Below are 18,055 nucleotides of genomic sequence, written 5' to 3' on the forward strand. Positions count from 1 at the left end.
GATGGGGTTCGCTGCGCTCTACCCATCCTACAAACGACAAGCTGCGCCGTCGTAGGGTGGGCAAAGCGGAGCGTGCCCACGACTTCCGACGACGGATGGAAATGGTGGGCACGGCGCGTTGCGCCTTTGCCCACCCTACGAGACTGAGTATGTGGTCACTGCCCCGCGAGCCGATCGGCGAAATACCCGATCGTCTTGCGATACACCACCGCCCTGTTCCACTCGCGCATCGCTTCGAAATTGGCGGTGCCTTCGCCGTAGGGCTGGCCCATCTTGAAGCCGCTGGTGTGGAGCAGGTTTGCGGTCGAGGCGAGCACGTCGGGGACGCTGTGGCGGAGATCGACATGGCCGTCGCCGTCGAAATCGACGCCGTATTTGATGTAGGACGACGGCAGGAACTGGGTCTGTCCGATCTCGCCGGCAAAGGCGCCGATGAGGTCGTGCAGCGGCAGGTCGCCGCGCTGCACGATCTTCAGCGCAGCGAGCAGCTCGCCCTGGAACAGATCGGTGCGGCGGCAATCATGCGCGAGCGTCGCCAGCGTACGCACCACCGGCATCTTGCCGATGTCGCCCTTGCCGAAATCGCTCTCCAAGCCCCAGATCGCGACCAGGATATAACGTGGCACGCCGAACTGCTGCTCGATGCGCGAGAGCAGCGCGGCGTGGCGCTGTAGCAGCGCGCGGCCGCCATTGATGCGGCCGGGGCCGACGCGGGTCGAGACGTACTGCTCAAAGCTCTTGTTGAAGGTGTGGCGCTGGCGCCGGTCGAAGGCGAGCACCGCGCCATCAGGAGTGACGCCGCTGAGCGCCGCGCTGGTTACGCTTGCCGAGACGCCGGCCGCTTGCGCTTCCTGGGCCATGCTGGCGACGAAGCTGTTGAAGTCGCCGCCGCAGCGCGCGGCCTGCGCCGATCCGCCGGCCAGACAAAGGACGGACGCGGCGGCAAGAAGCAGTCTCAGCATGTGGAGCAATCCCCTGAAAATCCTAGCTGCGAAGCAGCGTGCGGATCATGCCCGGGAAAGACGCGAGCGTCAAAGCGCAAGGCTTGAAAGCGCAAGACTTGAAAGCGCAAGGCTTGAAGGCGCAAGGCTTGAATCGGAAGGCTTGATCCGCATCAAACTGTCTCACGTCCCGCTTCCTAGATTGCAGCGAACAGGAGAGTCGCCCAGGAGAAGCGTCCATGACCGGAATTACCTTGACCGCCGAGCAGATCCGCAATGCCCCCGCAGCGGTGCGGCAATGGATCGAACAGGAGGTCATCACCTCGCTCGGCCTTGCGCCGCGCGCGCCCGTGACGATCCCGCCCCAGGCCTCCCATCTCGTCGCCTGCAGCGTGGAGGACGTCGCCGGCGTGCTCGAGCACATCAGGGGCGTGCTTCCGGCCGTGAACGTGCTGCTCGAGCTCGGCCGTCCCGGCATCAGCTTCGGCCAGCCCGCGGTGATGACCTTCCGCCTGATGGACATCCTGCATCACACCCGCCTGCCCGACATCGGCGGGGTCATGACGTGCCTGGAGATGATCAACCAGGCGCTGATCGAGGTGAAGAAGGACCCCTCGGTGCGGTTCTGCGGCTTCGACAATGAAGGCCACTGCCTGATCGCGCCGCAGACGCAAGCGAGCATCGCAACGCTCTGGCAGACCATGATGGAACGGCAGCAGGCGGCGCAGGAGCGTGGGGCCGTCGGCCGGGCCACGCCTGCGGCCTGAGGCGGCTGCGCGCTTTCCGGGACAATCGAACCGGGATTGGTTCGTCGGTTAGAACCGGCAGGACGGCGCGCGAGACTAACGTCTTGCGTCCCGTCCCCCGCAACCGACAGAGAGTGCCGATGTCCGCGCCGCAGAACATCCCGGGAATGCTCGTCCTTGCCGCCCTGCTCGTCCTGCACGCAATCCCCGCCTCCGCGCAGACGCGCGACGTGGCGGGCGCGCGCGACTATCCCGGCATCGGCCGGTTCGCCGGCAGCGTCGTCACCGGCTATGTGGTGAAGGATTTTGACGCGGCACGGATGCAGGCCGCAAGCTTCAGGGACGGCCAGCCGACCGACGCGCGGCGGCTCGAGGGCCGCATCATCCGCATCGCCTATCGCACCAATCCCGGGCCCTCGATCCTGGAGGTGTCGCGCAATTTCGAGACGCAGCTTGCCAAGGCCGGCTTCGAGACCTTGCTGGCCTGCGACACCGACGCCTGCGGCGCCATCCCCTTCACCGAAAGCATCGACACGCTGCCGGTGCCGCAGATGTGGGTCGACGGTTTCAACTACCGCTATTTTGCCGGCCGCAAGGCCGAAGGCGGGCGCGAGATTTATGCCAGCGTCATCGTCAGCCAGAACAACCAGGACATCACCGCGCAGGTCACGATCGCCGAGCTCGGGGCCATCGCGAACAAGATGGTCGACGCCGCCGCGATGGCGAAGGGTCTTGGCGAGACCGGCCACATCGCGCTCTACGGCATCTATTTCGACACCGACAAGGCGGTGCTGAAACCGGAAAGCCGGCCGACGCTGGAGCAGATCGCCAGGCTGCTCGCGAGCCAGCCGCAACTGAACGTCTTCATCGTCGGCCACACCGACAGCCAGGGCGCCTATGAGTACAATCTCGACCTCTCCAAGCGTCGCGCGGAGGCGGTGGCCGCCGAGCTCGTGAAGAGCTTTCGGATCGTGCCGACACGCCTGCGCACCGCCGGCGTCGGATTGCTGGCGCCGGTCGGCCCGAACGCGACGGACGCCGGCCGCGCGCTCAACCGGCGCGTGGAGCTGGTGGCGCCGTGAAACGTCGCGCGGGAGTTTGATGCGGGTCAACATCGCGGCGCGGACGGCGTGAGATGGATGCCGCAGACTTCTCTCTCTCGTCATTCCCGGGCGCGACAAAGTCTGAGGCAACCAGCGATGCCCGACCATCAGAACAAGCCGGCCCGCCCCTCGCTCCTGCGCATCCCCTTGTTCCGCCTGCTCGCCATCAACCTCGCGATCGGCGCCTGCGCCGCGGCGCTGCTCGTCGGCGGCCTGCTCTGGCTCAACCCCGGACATCTGCGCGAGCTGATCTTCGCCGACAGTTCGCCCGGCATCGCGCTCGCGCTGCTGCTGGCATCCTTCCTCATCACCTTCGGCTCGGCTGCGATGGGCAGCGCGATCATGGCGCAGGGACTTAAAGAGCACAGCGGCAAGGGCGGCGGACACGGATCGCGGCTCGCGGCTCGCGGTGCAGGAGACGGCGCGGCGCACGCGCACGCATTGAGACATGAGCGGCGACGATGGAACCCGCTATTGCGGATCGGGATCACACTGTCTGCACGCAGGCGGGAAGAGGTGCAGGTTGGCGCGCCTTCCGACACAGCACGGCACGCGCGTTGCATCGCGAAGCCGGCAAGATGAACAAATTGATTTGACGTTCTAAACAATTGCTTCGACGTGGATGGTAATCACACGTCGCAACCACCGCATATCTGATCCGCTGGCTGCGACATCGACGCCGCCACGATTTGCCTTGCCATCGCAGGGCACTTTCTATAGCCTTCTATTTTAGGTTGTCGCCCCGCCAGCCCCGGGCGACACTGAAGACCAGAAATAGACGGCGGGCTTCGGCCCGCCGTTTATTGAGGCAAGCGTTGCCTGAACAAGGGCTGGTTGAGCAAGGGTCTCGCCAGATCGCAACAGGCGCCCGCCGCCCTCCCCGCAGCCCGATTTCAATCAGCCGCATCGATCCCCGTCGCGTTCGGGCCTGGACTGACGTCGGTGGCCGCCAAAGTCATTTGACTGCGGCCCTCCAATCGACGACAAGCCGCCATGGCCAAGAAACCCGGAACCAATCCCAAAGGCGAATTCGCCTTCTTCAACGTCTTCTATGAAGACGATTCCCAGCGCTCCAACCGCCGCGTGCCCTCAGAGCTGCTCGGCGGCCTCGACGGCGACGAACCCGCGCGCAACTTCATCATGGAGCAGGACCGCGAGATCGCGGAAAAGAGCGGCCGCCCCGCGCTCGAGATCAAGCGGATCGAGCGGGTCGGGGTGAAGAAGAAGTAGGACGACATCAGCAGGCGCTCACCAGCGCCCGCTCCTCTTATTCCAGGCAAACAGCAGATCGGCAAACCGGTCATAGACAAACCGCGTGAACGGCAGCGCCACGCGATTGCCCAGCAGCCCCGCAAGCCACCCCTCCCCCGGCGTCAGCCGCCACAACGCGATCGCAACGTTCGCACGGACGATGAGCCGGCCGGCCTCATCGGTCGCATGCAGGCGGCGCCTGATGTCGTCGAGCGAGGCACCAAAGCGCGCCAGCGCGTCGGGCTGCTCGTTGATGTCCCTGAACTCGATCGTCCCCGCGCGCACCAGCGCCAGCAGCTTGTTGCGCTGCCAGTCGATGCCGGCGTCACAGACGGGGCAGAGCATGTCGTAGAATTTCGAATGATACATGCTCGTCCGAATTTCCTGCGGACGGAGATTGATCCCCCCTGTATTCAAACGGTTGAACACCTCGTACATCGACGAGTCATCATCGACTGGACTATTTTGCTTTACAATAATATTGCGTATGGGGCGCAGATCGAATTGTGTCTTGTAATCGCCTAGGGTCGAATAGTTTAAGCCGTGAAACTTGTTGGTTTGATTAGGAAGCTTCTCTGAAAGCTTCAGCTTGAAATCGTCGAAATATTCATCGTTGTGCAAAACTTCGTCTGGAATTCTTCCTTCCTTGTCAAAGATCGCCCGTATCTCAACGCGCTTATCTTTTCGAGGGAATCTTCGCTTGATGAAATAATAGATAGACATCAATCGTTGCTGGCCATCGATCACCAGAAAACGATTCCGAGCCTGCTCGTACAAGAAGAGCTGAGGAACTGGGATGCCAAGTATGAGCGACTCGATGAGCTTGGATGCCCGCACCTGATCCCAAACAAAGTTACGCTGAAATCCTGGTATTCGAACCGCGCCCGACTCTATGAAATTGAAGAGCGTAGAGACATTGAAATCGTTTGGAGTCGCCGTAATGTCGTATTCGTCGATCTGTAGTTCGTCTTCCTCATCGGCATAGTCTTCAAACCACTCCGCCATCGTTCCTCCGGCAAGTTGCGACAAACGCGCTTTTCGCAACTATAGCGCGCATAGTGGAGTGAACAATAAGAAAAATGGCGGGCTTTCGGCCCGCCATTCTCGTTTGGATGAATGCCCAGGTCAGACCCGGGCACGACGGTCGGATCAATTATCCAAGAAGCTCCGCAGCTTCCGCGACCGCGACGGATGCTTCAGCTTGCGCAGCGCCTTGGCTTCGATCTGGCGAATACGCTCTCTCGTCACCGAGAACTGCTGCCCCACTTCTTCCAGCGTGTGGTCGGTGTTCATGCCGATGCCGAAGCGCATGCGCAGCACGCGCTCTTCGCGCGGGGTGAGCGAGGCCAGAACGCGCGTGGTGGTTTCGCGCAGGTTGGACTGGATCGCGGCGTCGATGGGGAGGATCGCGTTCTTGTCCTCGATGAAATCGCCGAGGTGTGAATCCTCTTCGTCACCGACCGGCGTTTCGAGCGAGAGCGGCTCTTTCGCGATCTTGAGGACCTTGCGGACCTTCTCGAGCGGCATGCCGAGCTTTTCGGCCAGCTCTTCCGGGGTCGGCTCGCGGCCGATCTCGTTGAGCATCTGGCGGGACGTGCGCACGATCTTGTTGATCGTCTCGATCATGTGCACGGGAATGCGGATGGTGCGCGCCTGGTCGGCGATCGAGCGGGTGATCGCCTGCCGGATCCACCACGTGGCGTAGGTCGAGAACTTGTAGCCGCGGCGGTACTCGAACTTGTCGACCGCCTTCATCAGGCCGATGTTGCCTTCCTGGATCAGGTCGAGGAATTGCAGGCCGCGGTTGGTGTATTTCTTGGCAATCGAGATCACGAGACGGAGGTTGGCTTCCACCATCTCCTTCTTGGCCTGACGTGCTTCGCGCTCGCCCTTCTGCACGGAGTGCACGATCTTGCGGAACTCGACGATCTCGAGGCCGGTCAGCGCAGCAAGCTGATGCACCTCGTGACGGAGGTCCTTGATGCGGTCCTTCTCGTGATGGACGAAGTTCTTCCAGCCCTTGGCCGAAAGTTTCGAGACACGGTTGAGCCAGCGCGGATCGAGCTCCGAGCCGGTGTAGTTGCGCAAAAAGTCCTCGCGCGCGACGCCGTGGCTGTCGGCAAGGCGCATCAGGCGGCCCTCGTGCGAGACGAGGCGCTTGTTGATGTCGTAGAGCTGCTCGACGAGCGAGTCGATACGCGCCTGGTTGAGGCGCAGCGACTTCACCTCGACGATGATCTCGTCCTTCAGCTTCTTGTACTTGCGCTCCTGGTGCGGCGAGAGCGACTCGTTCTGGAGCTGGTTCTGGATGTCCTGCTCCTGAAGCTTGCGCAGCTTCTTGTAGCTGTCGGCGATCTTGTCGAAGATCTCGACCACCTTCGGCTTGAGCTCGGCCTCGATGGCCGCGAGCGACATCTGGTTCTCGAACTCGTCGTCGTCCATGTCGGACTCGGCCGCGGCCTCGCCCGGATCCTTCTCCTCGCCGGCTTCCGTGCCGCCCGGCGCAGGCGCGGCACGGAACGGGGTCGGCGACGGCGGCGCGGCGGGCGGAGCGACATGCGCGGGCGCACCGGTCGCGGCGGCCTGGCCCTCGGCGGGCGCTTCGCCGTTCTCGCCAGTGGGACCTGCGATCATCGCATTGTTCATGCCGGCCTTGGCGTCGGGGCCGGCATAGGTGGCTTCGAGATCGATGATGTCGCGGAGGAAGATCTTGCCTTCGTTGAGCTCGTCGCGCCAGATGATGATGGCCTGGAAGGTCAGCGGGCTTTCGCACAGCCCTGCGATCATCGCCTCGCGGCCGGCCTCGATGCGCTTGGCGATGGCGATTTCGCCTTCGCGGGACAAGAGCTCGACCGTGCCCATCTCGCGCAGATACATGCGCACGGGATCGTCGGTGCGCTCGCCCGGCTCGCTCTTCTTGACCTCGGTGACGGCCTTCTGGGTGACCTCGACGAGCTCGTTGTCGGTCTCGTCCTCGCCGCCCTCGTCCTTGTCGTCCTCGCCTTCGCTATCGTCGGCTTCGGTGACGTTGATGCCCATGTCGGAGAGCATCGACATGATGTCCTCGATCTGTTCGGGCGAGGTCTGGTCGGACGGCAGGACTTCGTTGAGCTGATCGAAGGTCACGAAGCCGCGCTTCTTGGCCTGCTTGATCATCTTCTTTACGGCGGCGTCGGACAGGTCGAGCAACGGCGAGGGCGCGTCCTGGGAATCCTTTTCCGGCGCGTCCGCTGCCTTGTCGTCTTTTTCCTTGTCCTTCGCCTGCAGCGTCTTTGCCTTGGTGGCCATCCATTGCTCCTAAACGCGCTTCAATGCAGTCGGCTCGCCGCGCCTGCCTGAATTCACATGAACCTGTTGCCCGACGCTCTCGCTTCGGCAGCTCTCGACACGGAAAGGGCGGCGCACATGTCTCTCGCCACCCCCAACTCTCTCTCGCCGGAAATGCCTAACGCTTCGTCAGCCTCTTTGTCGCAGCGGATGCAGGTGTAGTGCCAACAGCAATGCGCGGATTCATTCCTGACGCGTCTGTTCTGCCTGCGGCCGCCTGGTGGCCAAAGTGCTACAAGACCGTTAAGCCTCGATTAACCCTGTTTTTGCCGCCAAACCTTGGATTTGGCGAGTCTTTTAGCGGTTCCGGCTCCGGCCGTCCGCATGATTCTTTCATCATACGCTCTTCTGGAACCGGCCCGACAGCTCGCCAAAACCCTCGATCAGGGCCTCGGTGCCGTCGACCTCGGCCAGACGGGCCTTGACGTCACGCAGCCACGCCAAATTGGCCTCGCTGGGGTCCTCCCCCAAGGCCAGCTCGGCGTCCTTCAACTCTCTAAGTAGTGAATGGTATTGCCGATGCAAGGCAACCAGCTGGTGCCAGGTGGCGAGAACGTCGTCGGGGGCGGCGCCTTCGCGGGCGCCCCAGACCGCCGCGGTCGTGATGCCACTCTCAACCCTTTGAAGAACTTGCGAAAATCCGCTCCTGGCGAGATCGCCGCGCATCTTTTCGGCCTGCTCGCCCGGGTCCGGGGAATGGTGGTGGTCGTTGGCAAAGGCGGCGATGATGCCGGCCCTGAGCTTGTGGGCCTCGGGATGGGCCAGCTCCAGGGCGGCGACCTCCTCGAGGTGGTCGTGCAGCAGCCAGGGATGGTTGATCAGACTTTGCAGGATCAGGGCCTCACGGCGGGAGATGGCGCTGCGCTGGCCGCGCATGATCGGGCTGGCCGCCAGCTGCGGGCTCGCCGCCTGGTAGGGGCCGGAGGGTAACAGGGTGGGGCCGGGCGCGCCGCGGCGGCCGCCACCGAATCCTTGCCCCCCGAATCGATTCGCGCCTCCCGCAGCCCGGGGCTGGAATTGGCGACTGGAATTGCCTTGAAAATTGCCTTGGAAATTACCTTGGAAATTGCCCCGGCCGGCAAAGCCGCCGCGGCCACCCTCGGGCGCGAAAGTGCGCCGAAGCCGCTCGGCAAAATCATCGCGGTAATAGCGCCGCACCACCTCGTCGCGGATGCCGTTCGCGAGCTCCTTGATGCGCGCCTCCAGCGCAGCGCGGCGCTCGGGGGTGGCAAAGTTGCCGCCTTCGAGCTCGCGCGACCAGATCATCTCGGCAAGCGGCTTGGCCGCCGCGATGACTTCCTCGATGGCGCCGCGACCGCCCGAGCGCGCGAGATCGTCGGGGTCCTGCCCCTCCGGCAACAGCGCGAAACGAAGACTCTTGCCGGGTGCGAGGAAGGGCAGCGCGAGATCGGCAGCACGATACGCCGCCTTCTGCCCGGCGCGGTCGCCGTCGAAGCAGAGGATCGGCTCGTCCGCCATCTTCCAGAGCAGCGCCAGCTGGCTTTCGGTGAGCGCGGTGCCGAGCGGCGCAACCGCGCCCGCAAAGCCCGCGGTGACCATGGCGATGACGTCGACATAGCCCTCGACCACGATCAGCGCGCTGCCGTCATGGGTGGCCTTGCGCGCGGTCTGGTGGTTGTAGAGATTGTCGCCCTTGTGGAAGAGCGGCGTCTCCGGCGAATTCAGGTATTTTGCCGGAACGTCCTTCTCCAGCGCGCGCCCGCCGAAGGCGATGACGCGGCCGCGCAAATCGGTGATCGGGAACATCACGCGATCGCGGAAGCGGTCATACGGCACGGGAATGTCGTTGCCGGCCACCAGCAGGCCGGTCTCGACCATGTCGTCGACGGAGATTCCGAGCTTGCCGAGATGCTCCTTCAGCGCGAAGCGATCGGGCGAGGCGTAGCCGAGGCGGAATTGCAATTGCGTCGCCGGCGAGATCGCGCGGTCGGCGAGATAGCCGCGCGCCTTGGCGCCGACGCGCGAGGCCAGGGTCTCCGCGAAATAGGTCGCGGCGAGATCCATGACGTCATGCAGCGTGCGGCGGCGCTGCTCGTGCCGCGCCGCATCCGGCGTCACTGCCGGCAGCGCCAGGCCCGCCATGCTGGCGAGCCGCTCGACGGCCTCCGCGAACGGCAGGCCGTCGGTCTCCATCACGAAGCTGATGATGTCGCCGTGCTTGCCGGAGGAGAAGTCGTGGTAAAAACCCTTCTGGTCGTTGACGTAGAAGGACGGCGTCTTCTCCTGCTGGAACGGCGACAGCCCCTTCCACTCCCGCCCCGCCTTCTTCAGCTTGACGCGCTTGCCCACGACTTCGGAGACCGAAAGCCGGGCACGAAGCTCGTCGAGGAATTGGGGTGTGAAGCGCATTATGCTGATTTCTGGGCTGAGTCGGGCGTTATGGCCAACCGGATAGGCATATAGGGACGGTCCCGGGAAATACGAAGCATGTGTGGCTTCTCCCGGCTATTCACAGGCGAAAGTTTCGACGGAAAGCTTGAACCCGCCCCGGTTCCGCGCTTCCATAGGCCATGTTCAGGACGTTTCGAGGCGGCCACAGCGGGGGTTGGCGCGTCACCTCGATTTCATCAGTGACGGGCGAGCCCCTGCCCTTCATGCCGGCGCTGTCGGTCACCGACAGCGAGGCCGTCTCATTGCCGCTGGTGCCCTCGCGCAATGCGTGGCGGCTGGTCGGGGCCCCGAGCAATTTGCGCTACACCGAGCGGCCTGAGAAGGAGCAACTCGTGGCCGTGCAGGCCGGGCTCGGCCGGATGGAAGCAACCAGCGCGGCGCTGATCCCGATCCGCAAATCGCAGGCCTGGTGGGAGCTGACCCAGGAAGAGCGCCGCAAGATTTTCGAGGACAAATCGCACCACATCGCGAGCAGTCTTCGTTTCCTGCCCGCGATCGCGCGGCAGCTCTATCACTGCCGCGACCTCGGCGAGCCCTTCGACTTCCTGACCTGGTTCGAATTCGCCCCCGCGCACGCCCCGCTGTTCGAGGAGCTGGTGGCGATGCTCCGGGAAACCGAGGAATGGAGTTACGTCGAGCGCGAGGTCGACGTGCGCGTGGTGAAGGAAGTGCTGTCGGCTTAGAGCACGATCCGGACCCGGACGGCCGCGTCAGTGCAAAGTGCGAAGCGGTTTTCCGAGAAGATCATGCTCGAAAATAACTAATGCTTCAGAAAGCGCCCGGACTCGATGCGCGGCAGACCCGTGACCGGCCAGTTGTAGACATAGGTCCAGGCCTTCTCCGTGGCGCCATCAGCCAGCGTCACGTCGATCAGCCGGCGCAGATATTCGGTCGGCTCCGGAAAGCCTTCGCCGCAGGCTTCATACATGTCGAGCTCGCCCAGCAGTTCGTCAGGCACGCGCATCCGGAAGAGCTCGCCATGAACGATGTCGGAGGCCGCCTCCGACAGCAGCAATCCCGGATAATGCTTCACCAGGACGAGGCTGCCGCGGCAGGTCGCTTCACCCAGAAAATCCGCGTGGCCCGCAAGCAGCCGCGCCATCGGATGGTCGAAGCCGCGCATCAGGGTGCCGTAGACGAAAAGGCGATCGGAGGTCATGCTGCTCTAAAGTTGCGACGTCGGTGCAATATCGTTACTCCGTTTAGACAACGTAATCGTTTCATAGGCAATCAGGATGGACCTGCACACGGCCGAGGCCGCCGATCAACTGCTCGATGAGGGCGATATTCCGCCGGTGCATGAGGTGAACGCGGGAGGGACCTCACCCTTCCTGCTCACCTCGGATCATTACGGACGGGTGCTGCCGCGCGCGCTCGGCGATCTCGGCGTCACCGAGGCCGAACTGACGCGACACATCGCCTGGGACATCGGCATCGCCGGCGTCGCCGAGCGGCTCGCCAGGTTGCTGGATGCGCACCTGATCGCGCAGCGCTATTCGCGGCTTGTGATCGACTGCAACCGCCCGCCGGCCGCGGTGAGCTCTATCCCCGTAATCTCCGAAGCGACCGCGATCCCGCGCAACGAAGGGATTTCGGATGGGGAGCGCGAGGCACGGCGGCGCGAGATTTTCGAGCCCTATCATGATCGCATCGATGCCGCGATCGACGCCCGCCTGCACGACAAGCGGCCGACGGTGCTGGTCTCATTGCACAGCTTCACGCCCGTCTATGCCGGCGTCGCGCGGCCCTGGCACATCGCCGCGCTGTACAACCGCGACACCGTGCTGCCGCAGCTGTTGCTCAAGCATCTGCGCGCAGAGGGCGATCTCGTCGTCGGCGACAACGAACCTTACGCGGTCAGCGACCTCACCGACTACACCATCCCCGTCCACGGCGAAGGGCGCGGCCTCGTCAACACCGGCATCGAGATCCGACAGGATCTGATCGCCGACCACGCGGGCCAGCAGCAATGGGCCGAACGGCTGGCAAGAATCCTTGCCGAGGTCGCGGTGGAACTGAAGGCGGAGCTGCTGGTGTAAGCCTCACTTCGCCCTGGTCAGCGCCAGCCAGATGCCGCCGCCGATCATGAAGCCGCCGGAGATGCGCGACATCATCCGCGTGCGGCGCGCCGAGAAGAATTTTCGCGCGCGGCCTGCGGCAATGGCGTAAAGCGCATCGGTCACCACGGCGGTGACCATGAAGGTTGCGCCCAAGAGCGCGACCTGCGGAAAGTGCGGCTGGTTCATGTCCATGAACTGCGGGATGAAGGCGCCGAAGAACACCAGCACCTTCGGGTTCGACAGCAGCACCAGAAAACCCTGCAGGAAGAAGCCGCCGCGCGGCGGCGGAGGCGGTGTGTCGACATCGACGCCCTCGACCGGCGCCCAGATCAGCTTGATGCCGAGCCAGACGAGATAAGCGGCGCCGGCAAAGCGCACCCAGTCGAACCAGTAGCCCATGGTCGCCATCAGCGAGGTCAGGCCGACCGCGACGATGCCGATGACGATGGCAAGGCCGGCCTGCGCACCGGCCACGTTGGTCAGCGCAGCACGCGTGCCGTGGCGCAGGCCGTTGGCGATGACGAGGGTGACGATCGGCCCCGGCAGCAGCGCCAGCGCAATGCAGGCGGCGACGAAGGCGAAATAGGCTTGCATGGACATCATGGGGGAGACTCGGCTGATGGCGGCTTGCGGGTATTAATGCATGGGTTGAGCGCAGAGGGAAGCGAGATGAGCGCAAGGTGCGCGCTCAACCAACGGTGTCATCCCCCGCGAAAGCGGGGGATCCAGTACGCCGCGACGCCTCCGCACTTCACCAACGTCTCTGGAATGCTGGATTCCCCGCCTGCGCGGGGAATGACAGCGGAGAATGTGAGAGCCGACGTACCAACATCGATGCCGACATCGCTCCGCCCCCGCATCGTCAGTTCTTCGGCAGGCCGGCGACATTGCGCGCCGGGCCGGTCAGCTCCAGGATATGCAGGCCGGTATTGGCGCGGTCGACGATGTAGATGAAGCCGCGATCATCCGTCTCGACATTGTTGGTCTGGATCGCGACCTTGCAGCGCTCGCCGCCCTCGATCGGGATGCAGCGCTTGTCGGTTGCGCCAGTGATCGACGGAATGAAATAGCCGACCTCCTTCGGGTGATAGGGATCGCGGATGTCGAGCGCGCGCACACCGGCATTGAAGAAGGCGATGAAGGCCATCTTCTTGTAATAGACCGGCGCCATGCTCTCGTTGGAGGAATGCGAGCCGAACCGGCCGCCGCGCTGGCAGAACTGCCCGCTCGCCTCCGGCACGGTGTAGCTCGAGATCATCATCGGCCGCGTCTCGGTGGTGACGTCGGCGAACCACACCATCTGCCGCGCCTCGCCGCATTCGTTGAGGATCGCTTCATTCACGATCATGACGATGTCGCGGATCTTGCCGTCCTTGTCCTCGGCGAATTCGGCGATCGGCATGTCGAGCATCGGAAACGTCGTATGCGCTCCGTTGAAGGCCGACATCGGCATGCGCGAAATCTCGGGATAGCGCAGATTGTCCGGCGTCGGCTCTTTCGGCCCGTTCAGGAGCTTGTCGCGATCGACGATCTGCAAAATGCCGCCCTTATTGGTGCCGTAACCGAAATAGACGCGGTTGCCATCGGGCCCGGTCGAGATCGGCCCGTGCAGCTCGGTCGGCACCGCGCCGGTCGAACCGGGCTCCTGACCGGGCAGTCCGAAGTCGCGGATCTTCTGCGGATGCGCGGGATCGGAGAGATCATAGATCTGCGTCATGCGCCGCGTGCGCCAGTCCGGCGCGCCCGAGACGAGATAGGCGATACCGGTGTCGCATTCCCACCAGCTCTTGTGCGTGTCCTTCAGGCCGCCGATGCGCGTGATGAGGACCGGGCTCGCGGGATCAGTGACGTTCCATAACTCATGCGCCTCGCCGCCGAAGGTCCTGAGCATGTAGACCGCGTTGGGATCACCCTTCGGCAACGCCTTGCCGTCGCACACCCGCACCATCTGCGCCCCGCCGGAGTCGTACTTGCCCTCCTGCCCCGGCAGATGCCGCAGATATTTCGGACGCGCGGGATCGGTGACGTCGACGATCGAGGTTCCGTTCGGCTCGGCCTTGCCCGTCATCGGGTTGACAGGCGCGGGCACATCATCAGTGCCGCCGTGATGGCCGATATAGGCGATCCAGCGATCCCCCTGGTGATGGATGGTCGGCTGATAGGCGCTGCGGGCCTGGAGGTCGTTGCTCCCGACGAGCTTCATGTTGGACGCTTCGGGCGGCGCGCCGATGGTCTGTTTCTGCGCCTGGGCCCCGGTGCTGCACGCGAAAAGGACGAGAGCGGCAGCAAGTGAAACGCGACGGAACATGAAAATCCTCCCGGAACCAATCTGCGTTGGCTGAGCTGAAAGGCTAGCACGGCCGATTGCGGGCGACCAAAACACGATTCTGCGGCTGGACATTGCGGGGCGCACAAAGTGCGAACCCGCAATCTCGAGATTCCGGATAATTGCTGCGCGGTTTCCGGAATGACGGCGCGCTTGACATGCAACCATTTGGTTGCCTATTATCGATGCCATGGATGAGGTCTTCAAAGCGCTCGCCGATGCGTCACGACGGTCGCTGCTCGACAGGCTTCACGCCAAAAACGGCCAGACGCTGAACGAGCTCTGCGAGGGCCTTGCGATGACGCGACAGGCCGTGACCAAGCACCTTGTCATTCTGGAAGAGGCCAATCTGGTCACCGCTATCAGGCATGGCCGCGAGAAGCTGCACTATCTCAACCCGGTGCCGATCCATCAGATCGGCGAACGCTGGATCAAAAAATTCGAGCGCGGCAAGCTCGCCGCACTCAGCGAGTTGAAACGCCAGTTGGAGAAGCGCGATGAGTAAGCCGGAGTTCGTCTACGTGACCTATATCGAGACCACGCCGGAAAAGCTATGGGAGGCGCTGACGTCGAGCGAATTCACCAGGCAATATTGGTTCGGCGCCGAGGTCCGCTCCGACTGGAAAGCCGGCTCGCCCTTTGCGCTCACGCTCGACGGCGAGATCACCGATTCCGGCGAGATCCTCGAGGCCGATCCGCCGCGCCGCCTGTCCTACAGCTTCAAGCACCAGAAGTTCGAAGAGCTGCGCGGCGAGCCGATCTCACGCGTCGTCTTCACCATCGAACCGTTCGGCGCGCTCGTGCGTTTGACCGTGTTGCATGACGGCTTCGTCGAGGGCGGCAAATATCTCGGCGCCGTCTCCAATGGCTGGCCGGCGATCCTGTCCGGGCTCAAGAGCCTGCTGGAGAGCGGCAAAGTGCTCGCCATCCCGCGCACGGCGCTCAACAAGGGATTCGACGCAAAATGAACCTCGATCAATTCAAGCCGCTGACGGTCTACACCATCTACATCGCTTCGACGCCGGAGAAGGTATGGGAGGCGCTGACCTCGGCCGAGTTCAGCAAGCAGTATTTCTTCGGCAATGCCGTGGAGGTCGAGCCGCGTCTTGGCGGTGCGTTCACCGTGCGCACGCCCGATGGCGCGTTGCACATCAGCGGCGAGGTTCTCGCCTACGATTCGCCGCGAAAGCTTTCGGTCACATTCAACGTGAACTGGCCCGAGCTGATCGAGAAGCTCGGCCCGACGCTCGTCACCTACGAGATCGAACAAGCCGGCGATGCGGTCCGCCTCACCATGAGCGAAGGCCACGACCGCCCGCTCAGCGACGACATCCTGGCCGGTGGCCGTTCGGGCTGGCCCGCGATCCTGTCCAGCCTCAAGAGCCTGTTGGAAACCGGCAAGCCGCTGGCGGTGAAGATGGGCCCGCCGCAGCGGATGCTGGATGCGCTGAAGGCGATGGGGATCAAGACGCCGTAGCGGCCGGAACCTGGGCCCTCATCGTTTCTTCTTCACCAGCGGCGGATGAATCTCGTCGATCTTGCGACGGCATTCCCCTTCAGAGTCGTGCGGCCCCGAGACAAAGGTCCCGCTGACTTTGATCGCGTACCAGCCCGACTCCACGCCGAGCCGGAGCGCTTCGTCTGCCTTGACGTGCCGTGGGGAGAGCGTTTGCATCAGGTGCTTTCGGTTGGCGTTCGATCTCACATCGACCGCGATGGAATCTTCCCGTCATCGAGCGGCACGAGCCCGCCGCGCGCGGCTCAGCCGCTGAAACGGGCAATACGCCAATGGTCGTCGTTACGACGTGTCGGTTCCGCCGACGCCAGAAATGAGCCGTTCACGTCGCGCGCTTGGAGTCGTAGCGGCCTGTGTGCGCAGAGACGACCGGCCTGCCCGACATTGGCGCACCGTGCGCGCAATCACTGCAATTAGCTATCGTTTTCTCGCCCGCGCCGCGCTTTTGAAGCGCCAAATGCCGCTCGCGGGCGAATAAGGCGGTCGAAGCCTTGTGTTCGACCGCTTCGTAGCCATGTTGAGAGCTTAGCCAAGGGAAAGTGTTTCGTATGAAGCTCCGCGTCGGGTACGAGATGCTGTACGAATTCCCGCAGCCGACGCCCATGATCATGGTGTTGGGCACGCACTTCACGCGCGCCTCCGATGTGATCGTGCCCGATCTGCTGACCACCAGCCCCTCGGTGGCGATCAGTCCCTATCGCGACCTCTTCGGCAATTGGTGCAGCCGCATCGTAGCGCCAGCCGGCGCCTTCCGCCTTGCCGGCGATGGCGTCGCTGGCGACAGCGGCCTGCCCGACCCGGTGTTTCCAAAAGCGATTCAGCACGCCGTCGAAGCGCTGCCGGCCGACGCGCTCGTCTATCTGCTCGGTAGTCGCTACTGCGAGACCGATCGCCTGTCGGACATCGCGTGGAAGTTGTTCGAGCAGACGCCGCCGGGCTGGGCGCGGGTCCAGGCCATCTGCGATTTTGTTCATCGCCGCATCACGTTCGGGCATGAGCACGCGCGTGCGACCAGGACAGCCCGGGAAGCCTACGACGAAGGCAAGGGCGTATGCCGCGACTATGCCCATCTCGCCATCGCTTTCTGCCGTTGCATGAACATCCCGGCGCGTTATTGCACCGGCTACCTCAGCGACATCGGCACACCGCAGCCGTGGCCTGCGGGAGATTTCGCGGCCTGGTTCGAGGCTTTCATCGGTGGGAGCTGGCACATGTTCGATCCGCGCAACAACACGCCGCGGATTGGCCGCGTGCTGATCGCACAGGGACGCGACGCCGCAGACGTCCCGATCACCCAGACCTTCGGGCCGAATACCCTGCTCAATTTCAAGGTATGGACGGACGAGGTCGCCTGATGACAGACAGCACCGCTGCGCTCAGCGCCGATGAATTCGCGTCGCTGGCCGAGGTCGGCAAGGGCAAGGCGCAAGACGAAATTCCGCAAGGACACGGCGAACGCCTGGTCAACCTGGGTTATGCGATCAGGCGGCTCGGCGAACTCGAACTGACCTCATCCGGCGTTCGCCGCTTGGCAACGGGCGAATAGCTCGCCGCCGTCGCGCCCGGCTCCCTTCTTACGCCGCCGGCACCACCAGCCGCCGATAAAGATGCCAGGTCGCATGCCCGAGCACGGGCAGTGTCACGATCAGCCCGAGAAAGTAAGGCAGCGCCGAGACGATCAGCAGCATCACGATCACGGCGGCCCATGTGATCATCGGCAGCGGGCTCGTCACCACTGCGCGCACGCTGGTCACCATCGCCGTGACGAAATCGACCTCGCGGTCGAGCAGCAGCGGAAACGACACCACGGTCAACGAGAACAGGATCAGCGACAGCACCGCACCGACCGCATTGCCGATGCCGAGGAACAGCAGGCCTTCATTCGTGGTCAGCACCACGGTCATGAATTCCTGAAGGCTCGAGAACGAAGCGTGCAGGCCGAGCAGGAGCGCGATCAAAAGCCGCACCTGGTACATCCATATCACGAACACGAACAGCGTGACGAACGCCATCCAGCCGATCTCGCTGCGCGCGCGCACGGCCGACCAGATCGCGCCGAAGGAGACCGGCTCGCCGCGCTCACGGCGGCGGCTGACCTCATAGAGTCCGATCGCCACGAACGGCCCGATCAACGCGAAGCCGGCCGCCAGGGGATAGACGAGATAGACCATGCCGAAGGCGGTGAGGCACAGCATGATGGCGATGCCGCCGGCGGCGTAGAGCGCGCCGAAGCAGAGACCGTAGAACGGCAGCGCCTGGAAATCGCGCAGACCCTCGACCAGCGCCTCGGCGATGTCGGTCGCCGCGACGCGACGTACCACCGGATCAACCTTGCCGGAGATGGACATCAGCTCCCTCCACACATCGACGCGA

At 63.7% G+C, this 18,055-nt stretch carries 19 protein-coding genes and 2 pseudogenes; 11 read left to right on the forward strand and 10 right to left on the reverse strand.

Annotation, left to right across the window (positions count from 1 at the left end):
- Positions 1–155: 155 nt before the first annotated feature.
- Complete coding sequence (locus tag GDN70_RS32590) at positions 156–962, reverse strand: lytic transglycosylase domain-containing protein (protein WP_152103544.1); 807 nt, start codon at positions 960–962, stop codon at positions 156–158.
- Between the two features lie 218 nt (positions 963–1,180).
- Between GDN70_RS32590 and GDN70_RS32595 the strand changes: the two genes are divergently transcribed.
- From GDN70_RS32595 to GDN70_RS32610, 4 genes and pseudogenes are all read left to right on the forward strand, one after another.
- Positions 1,181–1,708 (forward strand): hypothetical protein, encoded by a 528-nt coding sequence (locus GDN70_RS32595; RefSeq protein ID WP_152103545.1) that lies wholly within the window; start codon positions 1,181–1,183, stop codon positions 1,706–1,708.
- Between the two features lie 146 nt (positions 1,709–1,854).
- On the forward strand, positions 1,855–2,769 hold the full coding sequence (locus tag GDN70_RS32600; RefSeq protein ID WP_370126370.1) for an OmpA family protein: 915 nt from the start codon (positions 1,855–1,857) through the stop codon (positions 2,767–2,769).
- Positions 2,770–2,886: 117 nt separating this feature from the next.
- Positions 2,887–3,235 (forward strand): annotated as a pseudogene (locus GDN70_RS32605) (hypothetical protein).
- 548 nt (positions 3,236–3,783) lie between these two features.
- Positions 3,784–4,020 carry a hypothetical protein gene (locus GDN70_RS32610; protein WP_028140470.1) on the forward strand — a complete coding sequence of 79 codons (237 nt, stop codon included), beginning with the start codon at positions 3,784–3,786 and terminating at the stop codon, positions 4,018–4,020.
- 18 nt (positions 4,021–4,038) lie between these two features.
- On the opposite strand, the gene GDN70_RS35395 is transcribed toward GDN70_RS32610, so the two are convergent.
- The 4 genes and pseudogenes from GDN70_RS35395 to dnaG all read right to left on the reverse strand — a co-directional run bounded on the left by GDN70_RS35395 (position 4,039) and on the right by dnaG (position 9,738).
- A complete protein-coding gene (locus tag GDN70_RS35395) occupies positions 4,039–4,410 on the reverse strand; it encodes a DUF393 domain-containing protein (protein ID WP_197742278.1) in 372 nt (123 codons plus the stop codon).
- Positions 4,411–4,464: 54 nt separating this feature from the next.
- Positions 4,465–5,046: pseudogene (locus GDN70_RS35400) on the reverse strand (DUF262 domain-containing protein); the annotation flags it as partial.
- Between the two features lie 144 nt (positions 5,047–5,190).
- Positions 5,191–7,329, reverse strand: coding sequence for an RNA polymerase sigma factor RpoD (gene rpoD, locus GDN70_RS32620; RefSeq protein ID WP_028140471.1), 2,139 nt, complete (start codon positions 7,327–7,329; stop codon positions 5,191–5,193).
- Positions 7,330–7,704: 375 nt separating this feature from the next.
- Complete coding sequence (gene dnaG, locus GDN70_RS32625) at positions 7,705–9,738, reverse strand: DNA primase (RefSeq protein ID WP_152103547.1); 2,034 nt, start codon at positions 9,736–9,738, stop codon at positions 7,705–7,707.
- Between the two features lie 161 nt (positions 9,739–9,899).
- On the opposite strand from dnaG, the gene GDN70_RS32630 reads away from it, so the two are divergent.
- Positions 9,900–10,463: a chlorite dismutase family protein gene (locus GDN70_RS32630; protein WP_152103548.1), complete on the forward strand. Its 564-nt coding sequence runs from the start codon at positions 9,900–9,902 to the stop codon at positions 10,461–10,463.
- A 77-nt stretch (positions 10,464–10,540) separates the two neighbouring features.
- On the opposite strand, the gene GDN70_RS32635 is transcribed toward GDN70_RS32630, so the two are convergent.
- A complete protein-coding gene (locus GDN70_RS32635; RefSeq protein WP_095426760.1) occupies positions 10,541–10,939 on the reverse strand; it encodes a gamma-glutamylcyclotransferase in 399 nt (132 codons plus the stop codon).
- A gap of 76 nt (positions 10,940–11,015) precedes the next feature.
- Between GDN70_RS32635 and GDN70_RS32640 the strand changes: the two genes are divergently transcribed.
- Positions 11,016–11,819, forward strand: coding sequence for an N-formylglutamate amidohydrolase (locus GDN70_RS32640; RefSeq protein ID WP_152103549.1), 804 nt, complete (start codon positions 11,016–11,018; stop codon positions 11,817–11,819).
- A gap of 3 nt (positions 11,820–11,822) precedes the next feature.
- Here the strand turns inward: GDN70_RS32640 and GDN70_RS32645 are convergent, their stop codons facing one another.
- Together GDN70_RS32645 and GDN70_RS32650 are read right to left on the reverse strand one after the other, a co-directional pair.
- Positions 11,823–12,443, reverse strand: a complete 621-nt coding sequence (locus tag GDN70_RS32645) for a LysE family translocator (RefSeq protein ID WP_080670083.1) — start codon at positions 12,441–12,443, stop codon at positions 11,823–11,825.
- Between the two features lie 259 nt (positions 12,444–12,702).
- Positions 12,703–14,148: an LVIVD repeat-containing protein gene (locus GDN70_RS32650; RefSeq protein WP_095426762.1), complete on the reverse strand. Its 1,446-nt coding sequence runs from the start codon at positions 14,146–14,148 to the stop codon at positions 12,703–12,705.
- Positions 14,149–14,356: 208 nt separating this feature from the next.
- On the opposite strand from GDN70_RS32650, the gene GDN70_RS32655 reads away from it, so the two are divergent.
- The 3 genes from GDN70_RS32655 to GDN70_RS32665 are packed head-to-tail and all read left to right on the forward strand — an operon-like array spanning position 14,357 to position 15,643.
- Positions 14,357–14,671 carry a helix-turn-helix transcriptional regulator gene (locus GDN70_RS32655; RefSeq protein ID WP_028140478.1) on the forward strand — a complete coding sequence of 105 codons (315 nt, stop codon included), beginning with the start codon at positions 14,357–14,359 and terminating at the stop codon, positions 14,669–14,671.
- On the forward strand, positions 14,664–15,134 hold the full coding sequence (locus tag GDN70_RS32660) for an SRPBCC family protein (RefSeq protein ID WP_152103550.1): 471 nt from the start codon (positions 14,664–14,666) through the stop codon (positions 15,132–15,134). The genes GDN70_RS32655 and GDN70_RS32660 overlap by 8 nt, the downstream gene beginning before the upstream one ends.
- On the forward strand, positions 15,131–15,643 hold the full coding sequence (locus GDN70_RS32665) for an SRPBCC family protein (RefSeq protein WP_152103551.1): 513 nt from the start codon (positions 15,131–15,133) through the stop codon (positions 15,641–15,643). Before GDN70_RS32660 ends, GDN70_RS32665 begins: the two co-directional genes overlap by 4 nt.
- 18 nt (positions 15,644–15,661) lie before the next feature.
- Here the strand turns inward: GDN70_RS32665 and GDN70_RS32670 are convergent, their stop codons facing one another.
- Positions 15,662–15,841 (reverse strand): hypothetical protein, encoded by a 180-nt coding sequence (locus GDN70_RS32670; RefSeq protein WP_028140481.1) that lies wholly within the window; start codon positions 15,839–15,841, stop codon positions 15,662–15,664.
- A gap of 389 nt (positions 15,842–16,230) precedes the next feature.
- Between GDN70_RS32670 and GDN70_RS32675 the strand changes: the two genes are divergently transcribed.
- On the forward strand, positions 16,231–17,037 hold the full coding sequence (locus GDN70_RS32675; protein WP_038948153.1) for a transglutaminase family protein: 807 nt from the start codon (positions 16,231–16,233) through the stop codon (positions 17,035–17,037).
- Positions 17,037–17,228, forward strand: coding sequence for a hypothetical protein (locus GDN70_RS32680; protein ID WP_038948151.1), 192 nt, complete (start codon positions 17,037–17,039; stop codon positions 17,226–17,228). Before GDN70_RS32675 ends, GDN70_RS32680 begins: the two co-directional genes overlap by 1 nt.
- 28 nt (positions 17,229–17,256) lie before the next feature.
- On the opposite strand, the gene GDN70_RS32685 is transcribed toward GDN70_RS32680, so the two are convergent.
- Entirely contained in the window at positions 17,257–18,030 is a 774-nt protein-coding gene (locus GDN70_RS32685) for a DUF2189 domain-containing protein (RefSeq protein WP_028140484.1), read from the reverse strand.
- Between the last annotated feature and the right edge of the window lie 25 nt (positions 18,031–18,055).

It is taken from the genome of Bradyrhizobium sp. TM102 (assembly GCF_009176685.1).
GTDB classification, from domain to species: domain Bacteria; phylum Pseudomonadota; class Alphaproteobacteria; order Rhizobiales; family Xanthobacteraceae; genus Bradyrhizobium; species Bradyrhizobium ottawaense.

Bases quoted from the DNA above. Each gene is read 5' to 3' on its own strand.
- GDN70_RS32665 (WP_152103551.1), top strand. From the start codon at position 15,131: ATGAACCTCGATCAATTCAAGCCGCTGACGGTCTACACCATCTACATC.
- GDN70_RS32595 (WP_152103545.1), top strand. From the start codon at position 1,181: ATGACCGGAATTACCTTGACCGCCGAGCAGATCCGCAATGCCCCCGCA.
- GDN70_RS32610 (WP_028140470.1), top strand. From the start codon at position 3,784: ATGGCCAAGAAACCCGGAACCAATCCCAAAGGCGAATTCGCCTTCTTC.
- GDN70_RS32630 (WP_152103548.1), top strand. From the start codon at position 9,900: ATGTTCAGGACGTTTCGAGGCGGCCACAGCGGGGGTTGGCGCGTCACC.
- GDN70_RS32655 (WP_028140478.1), top strand. From the start codon at position 14,357: ATGGATGAGGTCTTCAAAGCGCTCGCCGATGCGTCACGACGGTCGCTG.
- dnaG (WP_152103547.1), bottom strand. From the start codon at position 9,738: ATGCGCTTCACACCCCAATTCCTCGACGAGCTTCGTGCCCGGCTTTCG.
- GDN70_RS32685 (WP_028140484.1), bottom strand. From the start codon at position 18,030: ATGTCCATCTCCGGCAAGGTTGATCCGGTGGTACGTCGCGTCGCGGCG.
- GDN70_RS32635 (WP_095426760.1), bottom strand. From the start codon at position 10,939: ATGACCTCCGATCGCCTTTTCGTCTACGGCACCCTGATGCGCGGCTTC.
- GDN70_RS32650 (WP_095426762.1), bottom strand. From the start codon at position 14,148: ATGTTCCGTCGCGTTTCACTTGCTGCCGCTCTCGTCCTTTTCGCGTGC.
- rpoD (WP_028140471.1), bottom strand. From the start codon at position 7,329: ATGGCCACCAAGGCAAAGACGCTGCAGGCGAAGGACAAGGAAAAAGAC.
- GDN70_RS32645 (WP_080670083.1), bottom strand. From the start codon at position 12,443: ATGATGTCCATGCAAGCCTATTTCGCCTTCGTCGCCGCCTGCATTGCG.
- GDN70_RS32590 (WP_152103544.1), bottom strand. From the start codon at position 962: ATGCTGAGACTGCTTCTTGCCGCCGCGTCCGTCCTTTGTCTGGCCGGC.
- GDN70_RS35395 (WP_197742278.1), bottom strand. From the start codon at position 4,410: ATGTATCATTCGAAATTCTACGACATGCTCTGCCCCGTCTGTGACGCC.
- GDN70_RS32660 (WP_152103550.1), top strand. From the start codon at position 14,664: ATGAGTAAGCCGGAGTTCGTCTACGTGACCTATATCGAGACCACGCCG.
- GDN70_RS32680 (WP_038948151.1), top strand. From the start codon at position 17,037: ATGACAGACAGCACCGCTGCGCTCAGCGCCGATGAATTCGCGTCGCTG.
- GDN70_RS32600 (WP_370126370.1), top strand. From the start codon at position 1,855: ATGCTCGTCCTTGCCGCCCTGCTCGTCCTGCACGCAATCCCCGCCTCC.
- GDN70_RS32675 (WP_038948153.1), top strand. From the start codon at position 16,231: ATGAAGCTCCGCGTCGGGTACGAGATGCTGTACGAATTCCCGCAGCCG.
- GDN70_RS32670 (WP_028140481.1), bottom strand. From the start codon at position 15,841: ATGCAAACGCTCTCCCCACGGCACGTCAAGGCAGACGAAGCGCTCCGG.
- GDN70_RS32640 (WP_152103549.1), top strand. From the start codon at position 11,016: ATGGACCTGCACACGGCCGAGGCCGCCGATCAACTGCTCGATGAGGGC.